At 57.7% G+C, this 15,209-nt stretch carries 18 protein-coding genes and 1 tRNA gene; 9 read left to right on the top strand and 10 right to left on the bottom strand.

Going from position 1 to position 15,209, the window contains the following annotated elements; translation table 11 throughout:
* The first annotated feature begins 57 nt into the window (after positions 1-57).
* The gene (locus tag AC2FD9_RS03795; protein WP_496704188.1) at positions 58-1,527 is read left to right on the top strand and encodes a BCCT family transporter; all 1,470 of its coding nucleotides are present in this window, start codon (positions 58-60) and stop codon (positions 1,525-1,527) included.
* 337 nt (positions 1,528-1,864) lie between these two features.
* Here the strand turns inward: AC2FD9_RS03795 and AC2FD9_RS03800 are convergent.
* Positions 1,865-1,950 (bottom strand) — tRNA-Leu (locus AC2FD9_RS03800).
* A gap of 146 nt (positions 1,951-2,096) precedes the next feature.
* On the opposite strand from AC2FD9_RS03800, the gene AC2FD9_RS03805 reads away from it, so the two are divergent.
* Positions 2,097-2,675 carry a YqaA family protein gene (locus AC2FD9_RS03805; RefSeq protein ID WP_496704186.1) on the top strand — a complete coding sequence of 193 codons (579 nt, stop codon included), beginning with the start codon at positions 2,097-2,099 and terminating at the stop codon, positions 2,673-2,675.
* Positions 2,672-3,136, top strand: a complete 465-nt coding sequence (locus AC2FD9_RS03810; protein ID WP_058278011.1) for a disulfide bond formation protein B — start codon at positions 2,672-2,674, stop codon at positions 3,134-3,136. The genes AC2FD9_RS03805 and AC2FD9_RS03810 overlap by 4 nt, the downstream gene beginning before the upstream one ends.
* 6 nt (positions 3,137-3,142) lie before the next feature.
* Here the strand turns inward: AC2FD9_RS03810 and AC2FD9_RS03815 are convergent, their stop codons facing one another.
* A complete protein-coding gene (locus AC2FD9_RS03815; protein WP_058278012.1) occupies positions 3,143-3,727 on the bottom strand; it encodes an HNH endonuclease in 585 nt (194 codons plus the stop codon).
* Between the two features lie 213 nt (positions 3,728-3,940).
* Between AC2FD9_RS03815 and AC2FD9_RS03820 the strand changes: the two genes are divergently transcribed.
* Both AC2FD9_RS03820 and AC2FD9_RS03825 read left to right on the top strand, forming a co-directional pair.
* The gene (locus AC2FD9_RS03820) at positions 3,941-4,546 is read left to right on the top strand and encodes an rRNA large subunit pseudouridine synthase E (protein ID WP_496835452.1); all 606 of its coding nucleotides are present in this window, start codon (positions 3,941-3,943) and stop codon (positions 4,544-4,546) included.
* A gap of 31 nt (positions 4,547-4,577) precedes the next feature.
* A complete protein-coding gene (locus tag AC2FD9_RS03825; RefSeq protein ID WP_496754142.1) occupies positions 4,578-5,003 on the top strand; it encodes a VOC family protein in 426 nt (141 codons plus the stop codon).
* Between the two features lie 4 nt (positions 5,004-5,007).
* Here AC2FD9_RS03825 and AC2FD9_RS03830 read toward each other — a convergent pair whose 3' ends face one another.
* Genes AC2FD9_RS03830 through AC2FD9_RS03845 form a run of 4 tightly spaced genes read right to left on the bottom strand, consistent with a single transcriptional unit; the run spans position 5,008 to position 7,104 of the window.
* Positions 5,008-5,310 (bottom strand): putative quinol monooxygenase, encoded by a 303-nt coding sequence (locus AC2FD9_RS03830; protein WP_496835454.1) that lies wholly within the window; start codon positions 5,308-5,310, stop codon positions 5,008-5,010.
* Positions 5,304-5,786 (bottom strand): GNAT family N-acetyltransferase, encoded by a 483-nt coding sequence (locus tag AC2FD9_RS03835; RefSeq protein ID WP_496835456.1) that lies wholly within the window; start codon positions 5,784-5,786, stop codon positions 5,304-5,306. Before AC2FD9_RS03835 ends, AC2FD9_RS03830 begins: the two co-directional genes overlap by 7 nt.
* 23 nt (positions 5,787-5,809) lie before the next feature.
* Positions 5,810-6,475: an alpha/beta hydrolase gene (locus AC2FD9_RS03840; RefSeq protein ID WP_058271726.1), complete on the bottom strand. Its 666-nt coding sequence runs from the start codon at positions 6,473-6,475 to the stop codon at positions 5,810-5,812.
* Entirely contained in the window at positions 6,472-7,104 is a 633-nt protein-coding gene (locus tag AC2FD9_RS03845) for a DNA-3-methyladenine glycosylase family protein (RefSeq protein WP_496835506.1), read from the bottom strand. The genes AC2FD9_RS03840 and AC2FD9_RS03845 overlap by 4 nt, the downstream gene beginning before the upstream one ends.
* 97 nt (positions 7,105-7,201) lie before the next feature.
* On the opposite strand from AC2FD9_RS03845, the gene AC2FD9_RS03850 reads away from it, so the two are divergent.
* Positions 7,202-8,419: an MFS transporter gene (locus AC2FD9_RS03850; protein WP_058278017.1), complete on the top strand. Its 1,218-nt coding sequence runs from the start codon at positions 7,202-7,204 to the stop codon at positions 8,417-8,419.
* On the opposite strand, the gene AC2FD9_RS03855 is transcribed toward AC2FD9_RS03850, so the two are convergent.
* Positions 8,416-8,832: a MarR family winged helix-turn-helix transcriptional regulator gene (locus AC2FD9_RS03855; RefSeq protein ID WP_472723833.1), complete on the bottom strand. Its 417-nt coding sequence runs from the start codon at positions 8,830-8,832 to the stop codon at positions 8,416-8,418. The two genes, AC2FD9_RS03850 and AC2FD9_RS03855, sit on opposite strands and share 4 nt — an antisense overlap.
* Before the next feature lie 91 nt (positions 8,833-8,923).
* Here AC2FD9_RS03855 and AC2FD9_RS03860 point away from each other — a divergent pair, with 91 nt between their 5' ends.
* Positions 8,924-9,514 carry a YceI family protein gene (locus AC2FD9_RS03860; protein ID WP_496721752.1) on the top strand — a complete coding sequence of 197 codons (591 nt, stop codon included), beginning with the start codon at positions 8,924-8,926 and terminating at the stop codon, positions 9,512-9,514.
* Here AC2FD9_RS03860 and AC2FD9_RS03865 read toward each other — a convergent pair whose 3' ends face one another.
* From AC2FD9_RS03865 to cysS, 3 genes are all read right to left on the bottom strand, one after another.
* On the bottom strand, positions 9,515-10,297 hold the full coding sequence (locus AC2FD9_RS03865) for a squalene/phytoene synthase family protein (protein ID WP_496835460.1): 783 nt from the start codon (positions 10,295-10,297) through the stop codon (positions 9,515-9,517).
* A complete protein-coding gene (gene cimA / locus AC2FD9_RS03870; protein WP_496835462.1) occupies positions 10,294-11,928 on the bottom strand; it encodes a citramalate synthase in 1,635 nt (544 codons plus the stop codon). Before cimA ends, AC2FD9_RS03865 begins: the two co-directional genes overlap by 4 nt.
* 73 nt (positions 11,929-12,001) lie before the next feature.
* Positions 12,002-13,399: a cysteine--tRNA ligase gene (cysS, locus tag AC2FD9_RS03875; RefSeq protein WP_496835464.1), complete on the bottom strand. Its 1,398-nt coding sequence runs from the start codon at positions 13,397-13,399 to the stop codon at positions 12,002-12,004.
* A 215-nt stretch (positions 13,400-13,614) separates the two neighbouring features.
* Here cysS and AC2FD9_RS03880 point away from each other — a divergent pair, with 215 nt between their 5' ends.
* Together AC2FD9_RS03880 and AC2FD9_RS03885 are read left to right on the top strand one after the other, a co-directional pair.
* Entirely contained in the window at positions 13,615-13,959 is a 345-nt protein-coding gene (locus tag AC2FD9_RS03880) for an MmcQ/YjbR family DNA-binding protein (RefSeq protein ID WP_496835466.1), read from the top strand.
* A gap of 58 nt (positions 13,960-14,017) precedes the next feature.
* Positions 14,018-15,205, top strand: coding sequence for a pyridoxal phosphate-dependent aminotransferase (locus tag AC2FD9_RS03885; RefSeq protein ID WP_496835467.1), 1,188 nt, complete (start codon positions 14,018-14,020; stop codon positions 15,203-15,205).
* Positions 15,206-15,209: the final 4 nt, after the last annotated feature.

Below are 15,209 nucleotides of genomic sequence, written 5' to 3' on the forward strand. Positions count from 1 at the left end.
GTTTCATGAATTTACGCGGAAGGGTTCTGGACAGTGGACGGAAAATCACCCAGTCCGATGCTTGTGATCGCCCTAGCCCTTAGTGCGGCCATCGCAGTCTGGGGCATTGTTGACCCGCAAGGCTTGGGTCGCATTGCTGCATCGGCGGTTGAGACGCAATTCAACAGCCGCGGCTGGTTCATCATGCTTGAGGTCAGCGGGCTTTTGTTTGTGGTCCTCTTTCTGGCCCTGTCACGATTTGGAGATATCCGCCTTGGCCCTGACACAGCCGAACCAGAGTTTTCAACGACCGCATGGATCGCGATGCTATTCGCCGCAGGAATGGGTGTCGGTCTACTGTTCTATGGCGCAGCCGAGCCGCTGACCCACTACGAAGTGCTGCGTCAATATAATAGCGACGCAGAAGCGGCCAGTTATGCGATGTTCGTGACCTACTTGAACTGGGGGTTCCACGCCTGGGCGATTTACGGAATCGTCGGATTGGTCATCGCCTATTTTGCCTATCGCCGAAATCGCACTTTGTTACTGAGTGCCCCAGTCACCGACGCACTTGGCGAAGCAGGTTGGACAAAAGCGCTGGGGTGGGTTTTCGACTTGCTCTCGATCGTCGCAATTGCCGTCGGGTTGGCGGGCTCAATGGCAATGGGGGTATTTCAGATCCAAACCGGATTGGCAGGCCTGTTGGGTATAGAAACCCCAGGCGTGCTGACTCTGCCCGTTTTTGCCGCGCTTTGTATTGCGTTCATCATACCGTTGCGTCGCGATCTGGGCGACGGAATGGCCCTGTTGTCCAACGCAGCAATGCTGATCGCCGTCGGGATGATGGTCTATCTTCTGGTGCTGGGCCCAACCTCTTATCTGATGGATGGCATCGTTTCCGGATTCGGACGCTATCTGTTCGGTGTCCTACCAGCAGGATTCTCGACCGCAGAATTCTTCGATGACCTGTTGGTCGACTGGTTCCACGGCTGGACGCTGAACTATATGATCTGGTGGCTGGCTTGGTCACCCTTCGTGGGCATTTTCATCGCCCGGATTTCCCGCGGACGCACGATCCGAGAGTTTCTGATCGGAGTCGTCGTCACTCCCACACTGTTCTCTATCCTGTGGTTCGGCGTTTTTGGCGGCTTGGGTTTTTTCGATGCTTTGCGTCAGGACGGAGCCCTATCAGCCGTCAACGCAGAGAACCTCGACGCAACAACATTTGCGTTGCTTGAGCGCTTCCCGCTGGACGGCATCACTAGAATAGCAACAATCCTGGCCGCGTTCCTGTTTGTGGTTACCAGCGTCGTAAGCGCCGGATTCACCCTTGCGATGATAGGGACCGGAGGCGACGACAACCCCTCCCCCCGAATTCGTACGATTTGGGGCATTATCCTTGGCGCGTTAGGGATGGCGATGATTCTGGTGGGCGATATCTCTCTGGTAAGGTCCATAATAGCGCTGTCAGCCATCGCCTTCGTGTTTATCGTGCCAATTCTTGTTGTCTGTCTGTTCAAACGTCTGGCGCAGGAGGACCGATCATGAGTGGCCAACTGATCGACACCGCACTAAACCTAAGCGTTTTCGCCTATATCGGGTTTCTGGCGTGGCTGATCCTGCGACGCAGTAAGTGAGCGCAGGAAATGGAAACAGATTCGGCTTGAACAGCCCAAGTCTGTTCGCTTTTTCCTGAGTTTGCCGGAAAACTCGCTCTAAGAAACTGCCCGCGCGCACCGCGGCACTCAGATTTTCGTCAAGCTTTCCAAGGACCGTCACAAACCCAACGTTTTCGATACCCTGGTCAAAAGTGGCAACATGAGCATTTGAAACGCCAAAAAAGAAAAAACAGAGAGCAGGTTCCCCTTACCCTCTGTTTTTACCTTGGTACCCAAGGCCGGACTCGAACCGGCACGTCCGTTAGGACGGGGGATTTTGAATCCCCTGCGTCTACCATTCCGCCACTTGGGCCACGAACACTGGATTAGCGCTCATAATCGGGAAGGTCCAGAGGCAAAAAACAACCGATATTCAGTTTGTTTTCTTCAGGCACGGTTGACGACCCATCAGGCGCATGGTTTGGCTGACGCAACAAGAGAACGGGATTTTAGCATCTGATGTTGCGATCGCTCTATGACTGGACCATTCGTCTGGCCGAACACCCGCACGCGCTTTGGGCTCTGGCCATTGTGGCATTTGTCGAAAGCTCGTTCTTTCCGATTCCCCCGGACGTTCTGATGATTCCCATGATTCTTGCGCGCCCGTCGCGCGCCTGGCTGATCGCGACCGTTGCCCTGGTGGCTTCGGTGCTGGGGGGCATGCTGGGATATGCGATCGGCGCGTTTTTCTATGAAAGCATCGGCCAACCCATCCTCGAATCCATGGGCAAAGCGCATGCCATGGAAGAGTTCAACACCAAGTTCAATGACTTCGGATTCTGGGCCGTGTTGGGCGCAGGTATTACCCCTTTCCCGTACAAGGTCATCACCATCATGTCCGGCTGGACGGGCATGCCGCTGGGCACATTCATCGCCACGTCGATTTTGGCCCGCGCGCTCAGGTTCTTTGTTGTTGCCGGACTGCTTTGGGGTTTTGGTGAACCCATTCGCAACTTCATCGAAAAGCGTCTGGGGTTTATGTTCACTCTGTTTGTCATCCTGCTGTTCGGTGGGTTCTTAGCGGTGAAGTTCTTATGACACGCAAAAAACTGTTGATCCTGATTGCGGCAGGCGGTTCCGCTGCACTCTTGCTGGGCGCGTGGGCGTTTCAACACCTGGGCGGCATGGCCCCGTGCAAAATGTGCATCTGGCAACGCTACCCCCACGGCGCGGCCGTTCTGATTGGCGTGTTGGCCTTTGCCTTTCCGGGCATCCGCCCCCTGCCCCTTTTGGGTGCAGTTGCTGCGATGGTGACTGCCGGGATTGGCATGTACCACGCAGGTGTCGAGCAGAAATGGTGGGAAGGTCCAACCAGCTGCACGTCGGGTGATATTGGCGGGTTGTCCGCTGAAGAATTGATGGATCAGATCATGTCCGCGCCACTTGTGCGCTGTGATGATATCCCGTGGGAGATGTTCGGCCTGTCGATGGCCGGGTGGAACGCTCTGCTATCTGCTGGCCTGGTTTTGGTCTGGCTGGCCGCGTTCCGTGCGAAATAAGCGTTACTACGCGTCCAGTTCGGCATCCCAATACAGAAAGTCGATCCAACTGTCATGCAGGTGGTTCGGGGGGAACTTGCGTCCGATGTTTCGCAGTGCCTCGGCATCTGGCTGACGCGGCGGTTTGCGCAGCGACATGCCCGCCTGCCGCAGCGACTTCGATCCCTTCCTCAGGTTGCAGGGGCTGCACGCCGCCACAACGTTCTGCCAACTGGTCACACCCCCGGCAGCCCGCGGAACAACATGGTCAAAGGTCAGGTTGTCCCGGCTTCCACAATACTGGCAGCGGAACTCGTCCCTTAAAAATAAATTAAAGCGCGTGAAGGCCACGCGCTTTCTGGGTTTTACATAGTCTTTGAGGACAACGACCGACGGTATTCGGATCTCGGTACTGGGGCTTCGGACGACCTCGTCGTATTCGGCGACGATATCCACCCTGTCCAGCCAGGCCGCCTTGATCGCTTCTTGCCAGGGCCACAGGGACAGTGGGTAATAGGATAAGGGGCGATAATCGGCGTTCAAAACCAATGCCGGATGGTGCTTTAGGGCACCCGGTTCCCTGACAAATTCGGTCCTGAATTCTCCGTCCATATCGGAATCGCTCCTCGCTCTGCTCTGCCCGTTATTGACACCAGAGCGGGGAACACCCGCCCCGGCCTTAACTTAACTATATATCGTGTTAAAACTCTGACAAGCCCTGAGTTTCCACAACATCTCGGGTATTGAGTATGCCTGCTCCGTAACAAAGACGTGACAGTTATCCACAGGTTGCGTTCTCTGCCTCTGGCAGGCTATGGCGGGATCATGAGCTGGTTCATACGATTCAACAAACCCTTCGATGTGTTGCCGCAGTTTACCGACCGGGCAAATGCAGAGACGCCGCGCAGCACTTTGTCGGATTTCATCGACCTGCCCGGTGTGTATCCGGCTGGGCGGCTGGATCGCGACAGCGAGGGCTTGATGCTGCTGACTGACAACGGCCGGCTACAGGCGAAAATATCGGACCCCAAGCACAAGATGCCCAAAACCTATTGGGTTCAGGTGGAAGGTTCACCCGATGCTGCCGCCCTCAAGGCTCTACGCGACGGGATTGATCTGAAGGACGGACCGACGCGCCCGGCCAAGGCCCGGTTGATGGATGAGCCCGAAGACCTATGGCCACGAAACCCACCTATCCGCGTACGCCAAACAGTACCGGACAGCTGGATTGAGCTGACCTTGCGCGAAGGCCGCAACCGGCAGGTTCGACGCATGACGGCAGCGGTCGGCCATCCCACCCTGCGCCTGATCCGCGCTCGGATCGGGGACTATACGCTAGAGGGATTGGCGCCCGGTCAATGGGACAGCCTGACAGCTCCTACATTGGATTCCGCACCGAAGCGCAAACGGGACCGCCGACCGCGCAGGTGACAAAAACGTCCTTTTGTGATAGGGTTAAGGCATGAAAGTCACCCGAAGCACACCATCCCCAGAGGGGATCCTTGAGGCCGCGCTTTATGTTGGTGATCTGGACGCGGCTGAACGATTCTATGGTGAAATACTGGCGTTAGAGTGTATTCAGCGCGTCGCGAACCGGCATGCATTTTTCCGTGTCGGCGGATCGGTGTTGTTGCTGTTCAACGCTGATGAGACGGCAAAACCGCCGGAAAATCCGAACCTGCCGGTCCCACCGCATGGCGCACGCGGGCCCGGTCACGTCTGCATGACTTTATCGCGGACAGAGATAGACGAAATGCGCAAGCATCTGCTGGAGTGGAACATCCCCATAGACGCCGAGTTCGATTGGCCAAGCGGGGCACGATCGCTGTATGTTCGGGACCCCGCCGGAAACTCGGTGGAATTCGCTGAAGGTCACCTGTGGAACTGATCGCTTAGCGCAGCGGTTTCTTTTCTCCCCCGACAATCCGGTAGATGTCACTCGAGATAACGCCCACTTCGCCCAGAATAGCCTGAAACTGGGCCATATGCGGGGCTGCGAAATGCGCCTCGAGCGCGGCCTGATCCTGCCATTCTTCATACACGCGGAACTTGTTGGATTGCCCGAGTATCTGGCTGAATTCATAGATCAGGCAGCCGGACTCTTTTACGGTCTCGGCGACCATTTTCTGTGCGGCCTCAATGGCTTTGTCGACACTATCTAGCGAAACTTCAACCGTTCCGGTGATTATCAACATGTCGTTTCCTTCTTCAATTCAAACCGTTTCGAAATCCTGTCGACTGGCGTTCCGTCTTGCAGAGAAACAGCATAAGTGACCGAGTAGTCGCGGAAACCCATCTTGTCGTAATAGCTAAGCCCCTGCCGGTTGTCGGCCCGGATCGTCGCGTTGAGCGCGCTGAACCCAAGGGCCGCGGCATAGGTCGCGGTTTCAGAGAACAACGCCCGCCCTGCCCCTTTCAACACCGGCTCTCGCCGGGTGAAAGTCGCTATATCCGCGCAATCTTCCGGCAGGTTCTCATTCGTGCCAAGCCATTGAAACCCGGCCACCTCGCCCTGTTCATCAAGGGCAACGTGGCAACAGATTTTGTCTGCGCTATTCAGGTAGACTTGGGCAAACAGCGCCTCAGAAAACGGTGTTTCAAACGCGGTCGTCCCGCCGATGGCTATGATTTCGTTGAGAATTTGGCAGGCAACTGCCACGTCCTCAGGCATCATGGGACGAACCGCGATCATCGCTACAGGCTCAGCTTGTCGCGCATGAAGGCTAGCGCGACACTAAGGCCGTCGGGGGCAATCCCGTGGCCGGTGCCTTTCATGACATGCGCATATACTTCTTTGAAATCTGCAGCCTGCAGTGCTTCGGCAGCTTCGGGCAGAGATTGCGGTGGAACCACATCGTCGGCATCACCATGCACCAAAAGGATCGGCATTCGGCTGACGGTTTCGTCGGGCAGTAGGTCCGGTTCCAACAACCGGCCAGAGAACGCAACAATCCCAGCCACCGGGTCTTCGCGGCGCGGAGCGACGTACAGGCTCATCATCGTACCTTGCGAGAATCCAAACAGAACCACCTGCTCTGGCAGCACATCCTCATCCACCATAAGCGCATCGAGGAAGGCGTTGAAATCGTCGGCGGCCATTTCCATGCCACGGCGTGCTTCTTCTTCGGACGACCCGTCAATCCATGGGATAGGAAACCACTGATATCCGTTGGGCATTCCGGGAATCTGTTCCGGCGCATCGGGTGACACAAACAACGTGTCTGGCAGATGTTCCCCCAGCGGATCGGCCAACCCCAGCAAATCGGCCCCGTTGGCGCCATAGCCGTGCACGAACACCACGACCGAGCGTGTATCGCCCGAAACCGGCTCTTTTCGGAGCGCATTCAAAACCCGTGTCATCTGATCCCTTCTCGTTCTTTTGCCACCCGGTAATAGGCCCACAAAACCCGCGCCGCAACCGACCGCCAAGGCGACCAGGCTTCGGCCATCTGGCGCAGCTGTTTGTCGGTCGGCCGATCGGGCAAATCAAAGAGGATGCGCGCAGCTTCTTGCAGCGCCAGATCGCCCGGCGCGATCACGTCAGCGCGGCCAAGCGAAAACATGGCGTAGATCTCGGCGGTCCAGACGCCAATACCCGACACCTCGGTCAGGATCGCCACTACGTCATCGTTTGAAACGTCCCGCAAGGCTTTGTAGTCGATGCGCGCCTCAGCCAAAGCGCGGGCGTAGCGGATTTTTTGCCGGCTCAACCCAACTGCACGCAGATCATCGTCGGTGGCCCTCATGATTTTGCGCGGGCCGGTCAGTTTCGCATCCTTCAACCGGTTCCAGATCGCATTGGCCGAGGCCACACTCACCTGCTGACTGACTATGGCGCTAAGCAGTTGCGCAAAACCGTCCGGGCGACGGCGCAAGGGCAACGGACCGGTCTGTTCCATCGCATAGGCCATGCGCGGGCAGCTTTCGGCCAGCCACGTCGCGCCTTCTTCCACACAGTCGGGTGTTTCTATGATCCGTCCAACGGACATGTGCTCTCCGGCCTCGATGATCGACTGCACGTTAGGCTGCTTTGCCGCAGATGCAACCCGCTTGTGCACAATCGTTTTCGACATTACGCATGTGCTCATGACGATGACCGCCACCCCCTCCGACAACAGTCAGGCCAAACGGAATGTCGCCGTTCTGGTGGCCGCGCAGGCCTTGCTTGGCGCACAGATGCCGATGATCTTTATCGTCGGTGGGCTGGCCGGCCAATCATTGGCAACCAATCCCTGCCTGGCGACTCTGCCCATATCATTGATCGTCCTTGGCTCAATGCTGGCGGCGACGCCGATCTCGGCCATTATGCAACGCTGGGGTCGCCGTGCTGGATTTCTGGTGGGGGCAACGGCAGGGGCTTGCGGCGGGCTTGTCGGTGCATATGGCTTGTTTCTGGGGTCATTCCCAGTGTTTCTTGCTGGCAGCCTGCTGACCGGCATCTACATGAGCGCGCACGGTTTCTACCGCTTTGCCGCCGCTGACACCGCATCGGACGATTTCCGTCCCAAAGCGATTTCCTACGTCATGGCGGGCGGTCTGGCAGCGGCAATCATCGGGCCTCAGATCGTCAAACTGACCTCGACCGCGTATGTCATCCCTTTTCTCGGCACGTATATCGCTGTTATCGCGGTGAACGTCATTGGCTCGGCCCTGTTCTTTTTCCTCGACATTCCGACCCCGCCCAAGCCTGCGGCTGATGCCCCCAAAGGCCGGTCCCGGATCGAGCTTCTGAAGACGCCGCGTATTGCGGTCGCAATCATCTGCGCCATGGTGTCCTACGCGCTGATGAACCTTGTGATGACGTCGACACCGCTGGCCGTCGTGGGCTGCGGGTTCAGCGCCAATGACGCGGCGGATGTCGTCACCAGCCACGTGTTGGCGATGTACATTCCCAGCTTTTTCACCGGACAATTGATTGCCCGCTTTGGGGTCGAACGGATTGTGGCACTGGGCCTTCTCATACTAGCTGCGGCCGGAGTGGTGGCTTTGCAGGGCGTTGAACTAGGTAACTTCTTTGTCGCGCTGATCCTGCTGGGCATTGGCTGGAACTTTGGTTTTATCGGCGCAACCACCATGTTGGCTGAATCGCACGACGTCAGCGAGCGCGGACGCATGCAGGGGTTGAACGACCTGCTGGTGTTTGGTGGCGTCACGTTTGCCTCACTGGCTTCCGGCGGGCTAATGAACTGTTCTGGCGGCTCTCCAATCGAAGGTTGGACCGCGGTGAACGTCGCGATGATCCCCCTTCTGACTTTGGCGGGCGGCGCGCTTTTGTGGCTGACGATGCGGCCCCGAACGGCCTAATCGTTAAGGTTCAGTATCGGTGCAAAGGCACCTAATTTCTGTGCCTCGGCGATCCCCTCATCAATGTGCTTGCGGTAGATATCCCACATCTGCCGCCTCAGGGTGCGACCTTCGTCTGTAATGCGAAGAACCTTCCCCCGCCCATCCCCAGCTGCAGCATGGCGTGTCAGCAACCCGTCTTCCGCCATCCGTGCGACCTGACGAGAAAAGCTGGACTGATCAAACAGAAGTTGCTGCTCTAGTTGCTTGGGGCGCAGACCGTCCGGCGATCTCTCTAACTCCCACAGAACATCATACCAGTGCAGTCGTGGATATCCGGCTGCCACCAGCGCGCGCTCAGCCCGGGAAAAGATCCGGGTGCGTGTCTGGTTCAGTGCGATCCAAGCCGCCTCTCGTTCTTCAAATCCGCTCATCACGCCTCCGCGAGGATTGTGGTTTTTCTTTGCTCATCATTTTAGATGCATTTACATGTTAATCATCAACCCTGCAAATCAGAGAAATGTCATGAAGCTGTTTACCGCATCTGCCCTCGTTTTGGCACTGGCCACGCCAGCCTTTGCCGAAACCTATCACTTTGATCAAAGTCACACGGAAATCCGGTTCTACTACAACCACGCGGGACTGACCGAACAATCCGGCGAATGGACCGCCGTATCCGGCACCGTCGAGTTTGATCCCGAAAATGTCACCGCAACCAGCGCGGATATCACAATCGACGCCTCAAGTGTCGAAACCGGTTGGGGGCCGCTCAACGATCACCTCAAAAGCGGTGATTTCTTCGACGTCGAGGCTTACCCAAACATCAAATTCGTCTCGACCTCGGCGGTGCAAACCGGTGCAAGCACCCTGCAAATGATCGGAGATTTGACAATCAAGGATCAGACCAAGCCCGCAACGCTTGAGATCGACCTGACCTTCATGGGTGAACATCCCCTGGCTGGATTCTTCGATTACTACAAAGGTGACTGGGTTGCCGTCGAAGCCGATGGCCAACTTTTGCGCAGCGAGTATGGCGTCGGGATGTTTGCCCCGGGAACGTCGGACTTGGTGCAACTGAAAATCTCGGCCGAAATGCGCGCCGGCGGCTGGGAGTAACTACCAGCGCCCCGTTGCCGCCTGCACCATCAATGACAGGCGGCGGCGGATTTCACCCGGCCCAAGGGTTCCTGAGGCGACCTTATCCGGGCGCGCAATGACCTGCTTTAGAACCAATTCGGTTTGCCAACCGGCATGCAGAGCGGCAGCAGCTTTTGCCGAAACCGAGTATCGCTGAGTACGTGCCCGTTTCAACCGCCCGTGCGCTTTTTCAGCCAGACGCTGAACACCCGCAGGCGTTCCATCCAGCAGCGGAATTCGCCCGCGTGCTTCGAGGTCTGGGATGGCGCGCAACCAGTTGGCTACCCCAACGGCATAGCCAAAGTCCCGCACGACATCCTCATCCGCCGACCCCAGCGCCTGTGCCGCTACTACCGTGAGCGTGCCTGCGCTGTGGTTTATGTACGCGTCGAAATGATCTTCGTCCTCGAACGGGTCGCGATAAATATCCCAACGCCTTACAGCCACATATTCATCCATCATCGACGCAAGATGAGGGGACAAGACACGCGACAGCGGTGTGACGACCTCGTGCCGGCGAACAGTCGGACCCTCGGCAATCTCCTGCAAGGCATCGCGCCACCATTGCAGGCGCATCTCGGCAATCATCGGCTCTTGCGTCACCCAGGGTGCCCGGGCGACTTCGATGTTCAGCGCATAAATCGGAAACAACACCGCCCGTGCGGAAACCGGGGCCGCCATGGCAGCCATGAACCGGTCGGGATCGGCCTTGTGTAACAGCGCTGCACAGGCCTTGACGTCATCGTCAAATGGAGCACTCACTCGGCGACTGCCGACTGTGGGCCGCAATCACGCACCAGTTTCCATTGGATCGCGTCCAGCAACGCCTCGAACGAGGCATCGACTATGTTCGCGCTGACGCCAACGGTGGACCACCGGCGACCCTGCCCATCTTCACTGTCGATGATAACGCGGGTTACAGCCTCGGTGCCGCCCTGCGTGATACGCACCTTGAAGTCGACAAGATGCATGTCGTCCAATATCCGCGAGTATTGACCAAGATCCTTGGCCAGCGCCTTGGCCAGCGCGTTCACCGGACCCCGGTCGCCGCCGGACCCATCCAGAGACTCGCTGACCGACAGTTTCTTTTCGCCGTCGACCTTCACCACAACAACGGCCTCGGACAAGCTGACCATTTTGTTGTACTTGTTCTTGCGCCGTTCAACGGTGACCTTGTACCGCTTTACCTCGAAGAACTCGGGCAGTTGACCCAGTTCGTCCCGCGCCAGCAACTCAAAGCTGGCCTGCGCGGTGTCGTAGGAATAACCTTCTGCCTCGCGCAGCTTGATCCGTTCGAGGATGCGGCCCAAGGCCGGGTCACCGGATTCGACCGACAAACCGGCCTCGATCAAGCGCTGGCGCAGGTTCGACTGCCCCGCCTGGTTCGACATCGGAATGATCCGTGTGTTCCCAACCGACGCCGGATCCACATGTTCATAGGTCGTCGGGTCCTTAAGGATCGCGCTGGCATGCAGCCCAGCCTTGTGCGCAAAAGCCGACGCCCCGACATAGGCGGATTGTTTGCTGGGCACCCGGTTCAGGATCTCGTCCAGCATGCGGCTGACGCGGGTCAGACCCGCCAGCGCCTCGACACTGACGCCGATGTCAAAGCTTGATGCATAAGGTTCCTTCAGCAGCAGCGTCGGGATCAATGAGGTTAGGTTCGCATTTCCGCAACGCTCTCCCAATCCGTTCAAGGTTCCCTGAACCTGCCGCGCGCCCGCATCGACAGCCGCCAAAGAACAGGCCACCGCGTTTTCCGTATCGTTGTGGGTATGGATACCCAGCCGGTCCCCCGGCAGGCCCGCCGCGACCATCTCGGACACAATCCGAGACACTTCCGCAGGCAAAGCCCCCCCATTGGTGTCACACAAAACAACCCAGCGCGCACCGGCATCCATCGCGGCCCGACAAACCTCAAGCGCATAGGTTGGATTGTCCTTGTAGCCATCAAAGAAATGCTCGGCATCAAACAGCGCCTCGCGCCCCTGCGCTACGATATGTGCAACAGAGGCACGGACGTTCTCGACATTCTCCTCAAGCGAGATGCCAAGCGCATGGGTCACGTGGTAATCGTGCGACTTTCCCACCAGACAGACCGCCCGCGTACCCGCGTTCATCACCGCCGCTAGAACATCGTCATTCTCTGCCGACCGGCCCGACCGTTTGGTCATCCCAAAGGCGGTCAAACAGGCCGACGTTTTGGGAGCTGCATCGAAAAACGCACTATCCGTCGGGTTCGCCCCCGGCCAGCCGCCCTCGATATAGTCTACGCCTAACTCGTCCAGAGCCTGCGCGATCTGCACCTTCTCAGCGGTCGAGAACTGCACACCCTGTGTCTGCTGCCCATCGCGCAGAGTAGTGTCGTAGAGGTAGAGGCGTTCTTTGGTCATAGCTTGCTCCCGCTGGCGCTCAGTCATCGGTTACGTCTGCTTCACACGACAGGTATTACTAAGATCAGCCAATTCAGACATTCTCCAACTTTGCCGCATCAAAGCCCGCACCGGGCACCAGCTCCACCCCCTCCTTGCTCATGCGAACCTCAACTCCGGCATCTACCAGCAACCCTTTCAACCGATCGACTTCCGAGAAATCCTTGGATTCCATAGCGGCCATCCGCAAGGTTGTCAGGCGATCTGCAAAGCTAGATAGATCGACATCGGGCGTTACCTCCCAACCCCCGAGCTCGGGTGTCAAAAGACCAAGGAATTGCGCACCGCGCAATAATGCTGGTGCGTTTTCGTCTTTGGCAAGGACACGCAGAAAATACATGGCGCTTCCGAAGTTGAGATCATCGCACAAGCTCTCGAAGAAGCGCGTCGGCATCTCTTCTTGTGGCTCAACACCTTCACAGAGTTTGCGCCATTTCCGCAAAGTCCTCTCCGCCTGTGCTCTCTTCTTTTCAGTCCAGTTCATTGGTTTACGATAGTCAGTGCTAAGCAGCACAAAGCGGATCACCTCTCCTGGAACACCCTGTTCCAGTAGATCATGAACGGTGAAGAAATTGCCCAGGGACTTGGACATCTTCTTGCCTTCAACCTGCAACATCTCATTGTGCAACCAGTACCGCGCGAACTCACCGTGCGGATGGGCGCATTTGCTCTGGGCGATCTCGTTTTCATGGTGCGGGAACATCAGGTCGTTTCCGCCACCGTGAATATCAAAGCTCTCGCCCAGCAGCTCATAGCTCATGGCCGAGCATTCGATGTGCCACCCCGGACGACCGCGACCCCAAGGCGAGTCCCACCCCGGCAACTCATCGGTCGAGGGCTTCCACAGCACGAAATCCATCGGGTTCCGCTTGTAAGGCGCAACCTCAACCCGGGCACCGGCGATCATGTCATCCACCGACCGACCAGACAAAGCGCCGTAGTGCTCCTTCCAGCTGTCAACCGCGAACAGAACGTGCCCTTCGGCCGCGTAGGCGTGACCCTTCGCGATCAAATCCTCAATCATCGCAACCATTTGCGCGATGTACTGAGTCGCACGCGGCATCTCGTCGGGCTCAAGCGCGCCCAACGCGCCCATGTCGTGCAGATACCAGCCGATGGTTTCATCTGACCGCTCCTGCACCAACTGCTCCAGCGTGCCCTCAGCGCCCGCTTTCTGGCGTGCCAGCGCGGTCGCGTTGATCTTGTCATCCACGTCGGTGAAATTGCGTACATAGGTCACGTGATCCGCGCCGTAGACATGGCGCAGCAACCGATAGAGCACGTCAAACACCACCACGGGTCGCGCATTGCCCAGATGGGCGCGATCATAGACCGTGGGGCCACAGACATACATCCGCACGTTATCGGCACTAATCGGAACGAAATCCTCTTTCGTCCGTGTCCGGGTGTTGTGCAGTTTGATCGTCGTCATCGGTCGGCTCCTAAAGACAGCAAATGCTTGCGCTTGGCGCGGGCTTAGCAACTTGTCTCAGGGATGAAAACGAAAGAAACCGGCCCGCTTGATAAATCAGCAGGTAATGCAGCAGATAATGATGCAGGTCATACGGTTCATGTCCTTCCCCTAGCATGGACAACGCGTTCAGCCAAGACTTGAGTTCAATCTCAAGGTGACGCACCCTTTCGACCATGAGCCGAGAATTTGTCAATTCCATCTGCCGCACGTTCCCAGGCGCTGACCTTTCCGACCCTTGGGGCGGAGGCCATGATGCCTGGAAGGTTGGCGGTAAGATGTTTGCCTGCATCGGCACTGCCAACGATGGCGTGTCCGTCAAAACGCCTGATATCGAGACAACTCAGATGCTGATCGAAGCAGGCGTCGGTACCAAAGCCCCCTATTTTCATAGCAGCTGGATCCGCCTGCCGTTTGACTGTGACGAGGATGAGATGCGTCATCGGCTGGCCACATCTTACGATCTGGTGCGGTCTACCCTGACGAAAAAAGTACAGTCCACTCTGCCCCCACGAAGCTGATTGACATTTTCCAATGCCTCTGGCCCATTCTGCGCTGAAGACAAGATCGGAGCGTGCCATGAAACTGTCGCAGCGTATCACTCATCTGACCGGAGGTGGCAGTGATGGGTGGGATGTATTTTACCGTGCGCGCCGGATGATCAGTGAAGGGCACGTCATTTCTGAACTCACCATTGGTGAGCATGACATTCGCACGCACCCGACCATTTTGGATGCCATGGATCTATCGGCGCGTCAGGGAAACACCGGCTACGCTGTGGTGCCCGGATCGGATTTGCTGCGCGATACCGTTGCGGCGCGCATTCAGGCCCGCACTGGTCAGAAGACAAGCCGAAATAACGTGTTGATCACTCCGGGCGGCCAATCTGCGCTATTCGCAGCCCACGTAGCGGTGTGCGATCCCGGTGATGTCGGCCTATATCTCGATCCCTACTACGCGACTTACCCCGGCACGATCCGGGGCGCCGGTGCGACAGCCCGCGCCATCCAGACCACCGCCGAGGATGCATTTCAGCCGCGCGCGCAGCAGATCGATGCGGCGGCAGATGGTGCGGTTTCGCTGTTGATCAACAGCCCGAACAACCCCACTGGTGTCGTATATTCCCGCGAGACGCTGAACGGTATCGCAGATGTTTGCCGTGCCCGCGACCTGTGGCTGATCTCGGATGAGGTTTATGACACGCAGGTCTGGGAAGGTGAGCATATCTCACCACGTACCCTGCCCGGAATGGCCGAGCGTACTTTGGTCGTTGGTTCGATGTCCAAGTCGCATGCGATGACCGGGTCCCGATGCGGTTGGGTGGTCGGCCCCGAGGAGGTGATCGCCCATCTCATCAATCTGGCAACGCACACAACTTACGGCGTGCCCGGGTTCATTCAGGACGCCGCCAGTTTTGCTTTGAGCGCGGGTCATGATCTTGAAGAGGAAATCGCCGCTCCGTTCCGGCGTCGTCGCGCGTTGGCGGTCGAGATTCTTGCCACCCAGAACACCATTGGCCTCGTGCCGGCACAGGGTGCAATGTACCTGATGCTGGACGTCCGCGCAGCGGGGCTAAGCGGTGAGGCATTTGCCAACGCATTGCTGGATACACACGCAATTGCCGTCATGCCCGGTGAAAGTTTTGGCACAGCGGCGGCAGGACACGTGCGTGTTGCGATGACAATTGATGACGACCGCTTTGCTGCAGCACTGAGAACGATTTGCAATTTCGCCGCCGTTCTGGCGGAAAGTCACGCGGCAGAATAGACGG

The sequence above is a fragment of the Ruegeria sp. YTSC230 genome, from assembly GCF_059609665.1.

Excerpts from the sequence above, each read along its gene's own strand:
- AC2FD9_RS03840 (WP_058271726.1), bottom strand. The coding sequence starts at position 6,475 with ATGACACGGGTTTTGAATGCGCTCCGAAAAGAGCCGGTTTCGGGCGAT.
- AC2FD9_RS03825 (WP_496754142.1), top strand. The coding sequence starts at position 4,578 with ATGAAAGTCACCCGAAGCACACCATCCCCAGAGGGGATCCTTGAGGCC.
- AC2FD9_RS03815 (WP_058278012.1), bottom strand. The coding sequence starts at position 3,727 with ATGGACGGAGAATTCAGGACCGAATTTGTCAGGGAACCGGGTGCCCTA.
- cimA (WP_496835462.1), bottom strand. The coding sequence starts at position 11,928 with ATGACCAAAGAACGCCTCTACCTCTACGACACTACTCTGCGCGATGGG.
- AC2FD9_RS03860 (WP_496721752.1), top strand. The coding sequence starts at position 8,924 with ATGAAGCTGTTTACCGCATCTGCCCTCGTTTTGGCACTGGCCACGCCA.
- AC2FD9_RS03835 (WP_496835456.1), bottom strand. The coding sequence starts at position 5,786 with ATGCCTGAGGACGTGGCAGTTGCCTGCCAAATTCTCAACGAAATCATA.
- cysS (WP_496835464.1), bottom strand. The coding sequence starts at position 13,399 with ATGACGACGATCAAACTGCACAACACCCGGACACGGACGAAAGAGGAT.
- AC2FD9_RS03850 (WP_058278017.1), top strand. The coding sequence starts at position 7,202 with ATGACGATGACCGCCACCCCCTCCGACAACAGTCAGGCCAAACGGAAT.
- AC2FD9_RS03805 (WP_496704186.1), top strand. The coding sequence starts at position 2,097 with ATGTTGCGATCGCTCTATGACTGGACCATTCGTCTGGCCGAACACCCG.
- AC2FD9_RS03810 (WP_058278011.1), top strand. The coding sequence starts at position 2,672 with ATGACACGCAAAAAACTGTTGATCCTGATTGCGGCAGGCGGTTCCGCT.
- AC2FD9_RS03820 (WP_496835452.1), top strand. The coding sequence starts at position 3,941 with ATGAGCTGGTTCATACGATTCAACAAACCCTTCGATGTGTTGCCGCAG.
- AC2FD9_RS03855 (WP_472723833.1), bottom strand. The coding sequence starts at position 8,832 with ATGAGCGGATTTGAAGAACGAGAGGCGGCTTGGATCGCACTGAACCAG.
- AC2FD9_RS03880 (WP_496835466.1), top strand. The coding sequence starts at position 13,615 with ATGAGCCGAGAATTTGTCAATTCCATCTGCCGCACGTTCCCAGGCGCT.
- AC2FD9_RS03830 (WP_496835454.1), bottom strand. The coding sequence starts at position 5,310 with ATGTTGATAATCACCGGAACGGTTGAAGTTTCGCTAGATAGTGTCGAC.
- AC2FD9_RS03885 (WP_496835467.1), top strand. The coding sequence starts at position 14,018 with ATGAAACTGTCGCAGCGTATCACTCATCTGACCGGAGGTGGCAGTGAT.
- AC2FD9_RS03795 (WP_496704188.1), top strand. The coding sequence starts at position 58 with ATGCTTGTGATCGCCCTAGCCCTTAGTGCGGCCATCGCAGTCTGGGGC.
- AC2FD9_RS03845 (WP_496835506.1), bottom strand. The coding sequence starts at position 7,104 with ATGTCCGTTGGACGGATCATAGAAACACCCGACTGTGTGGAAGAAGGC.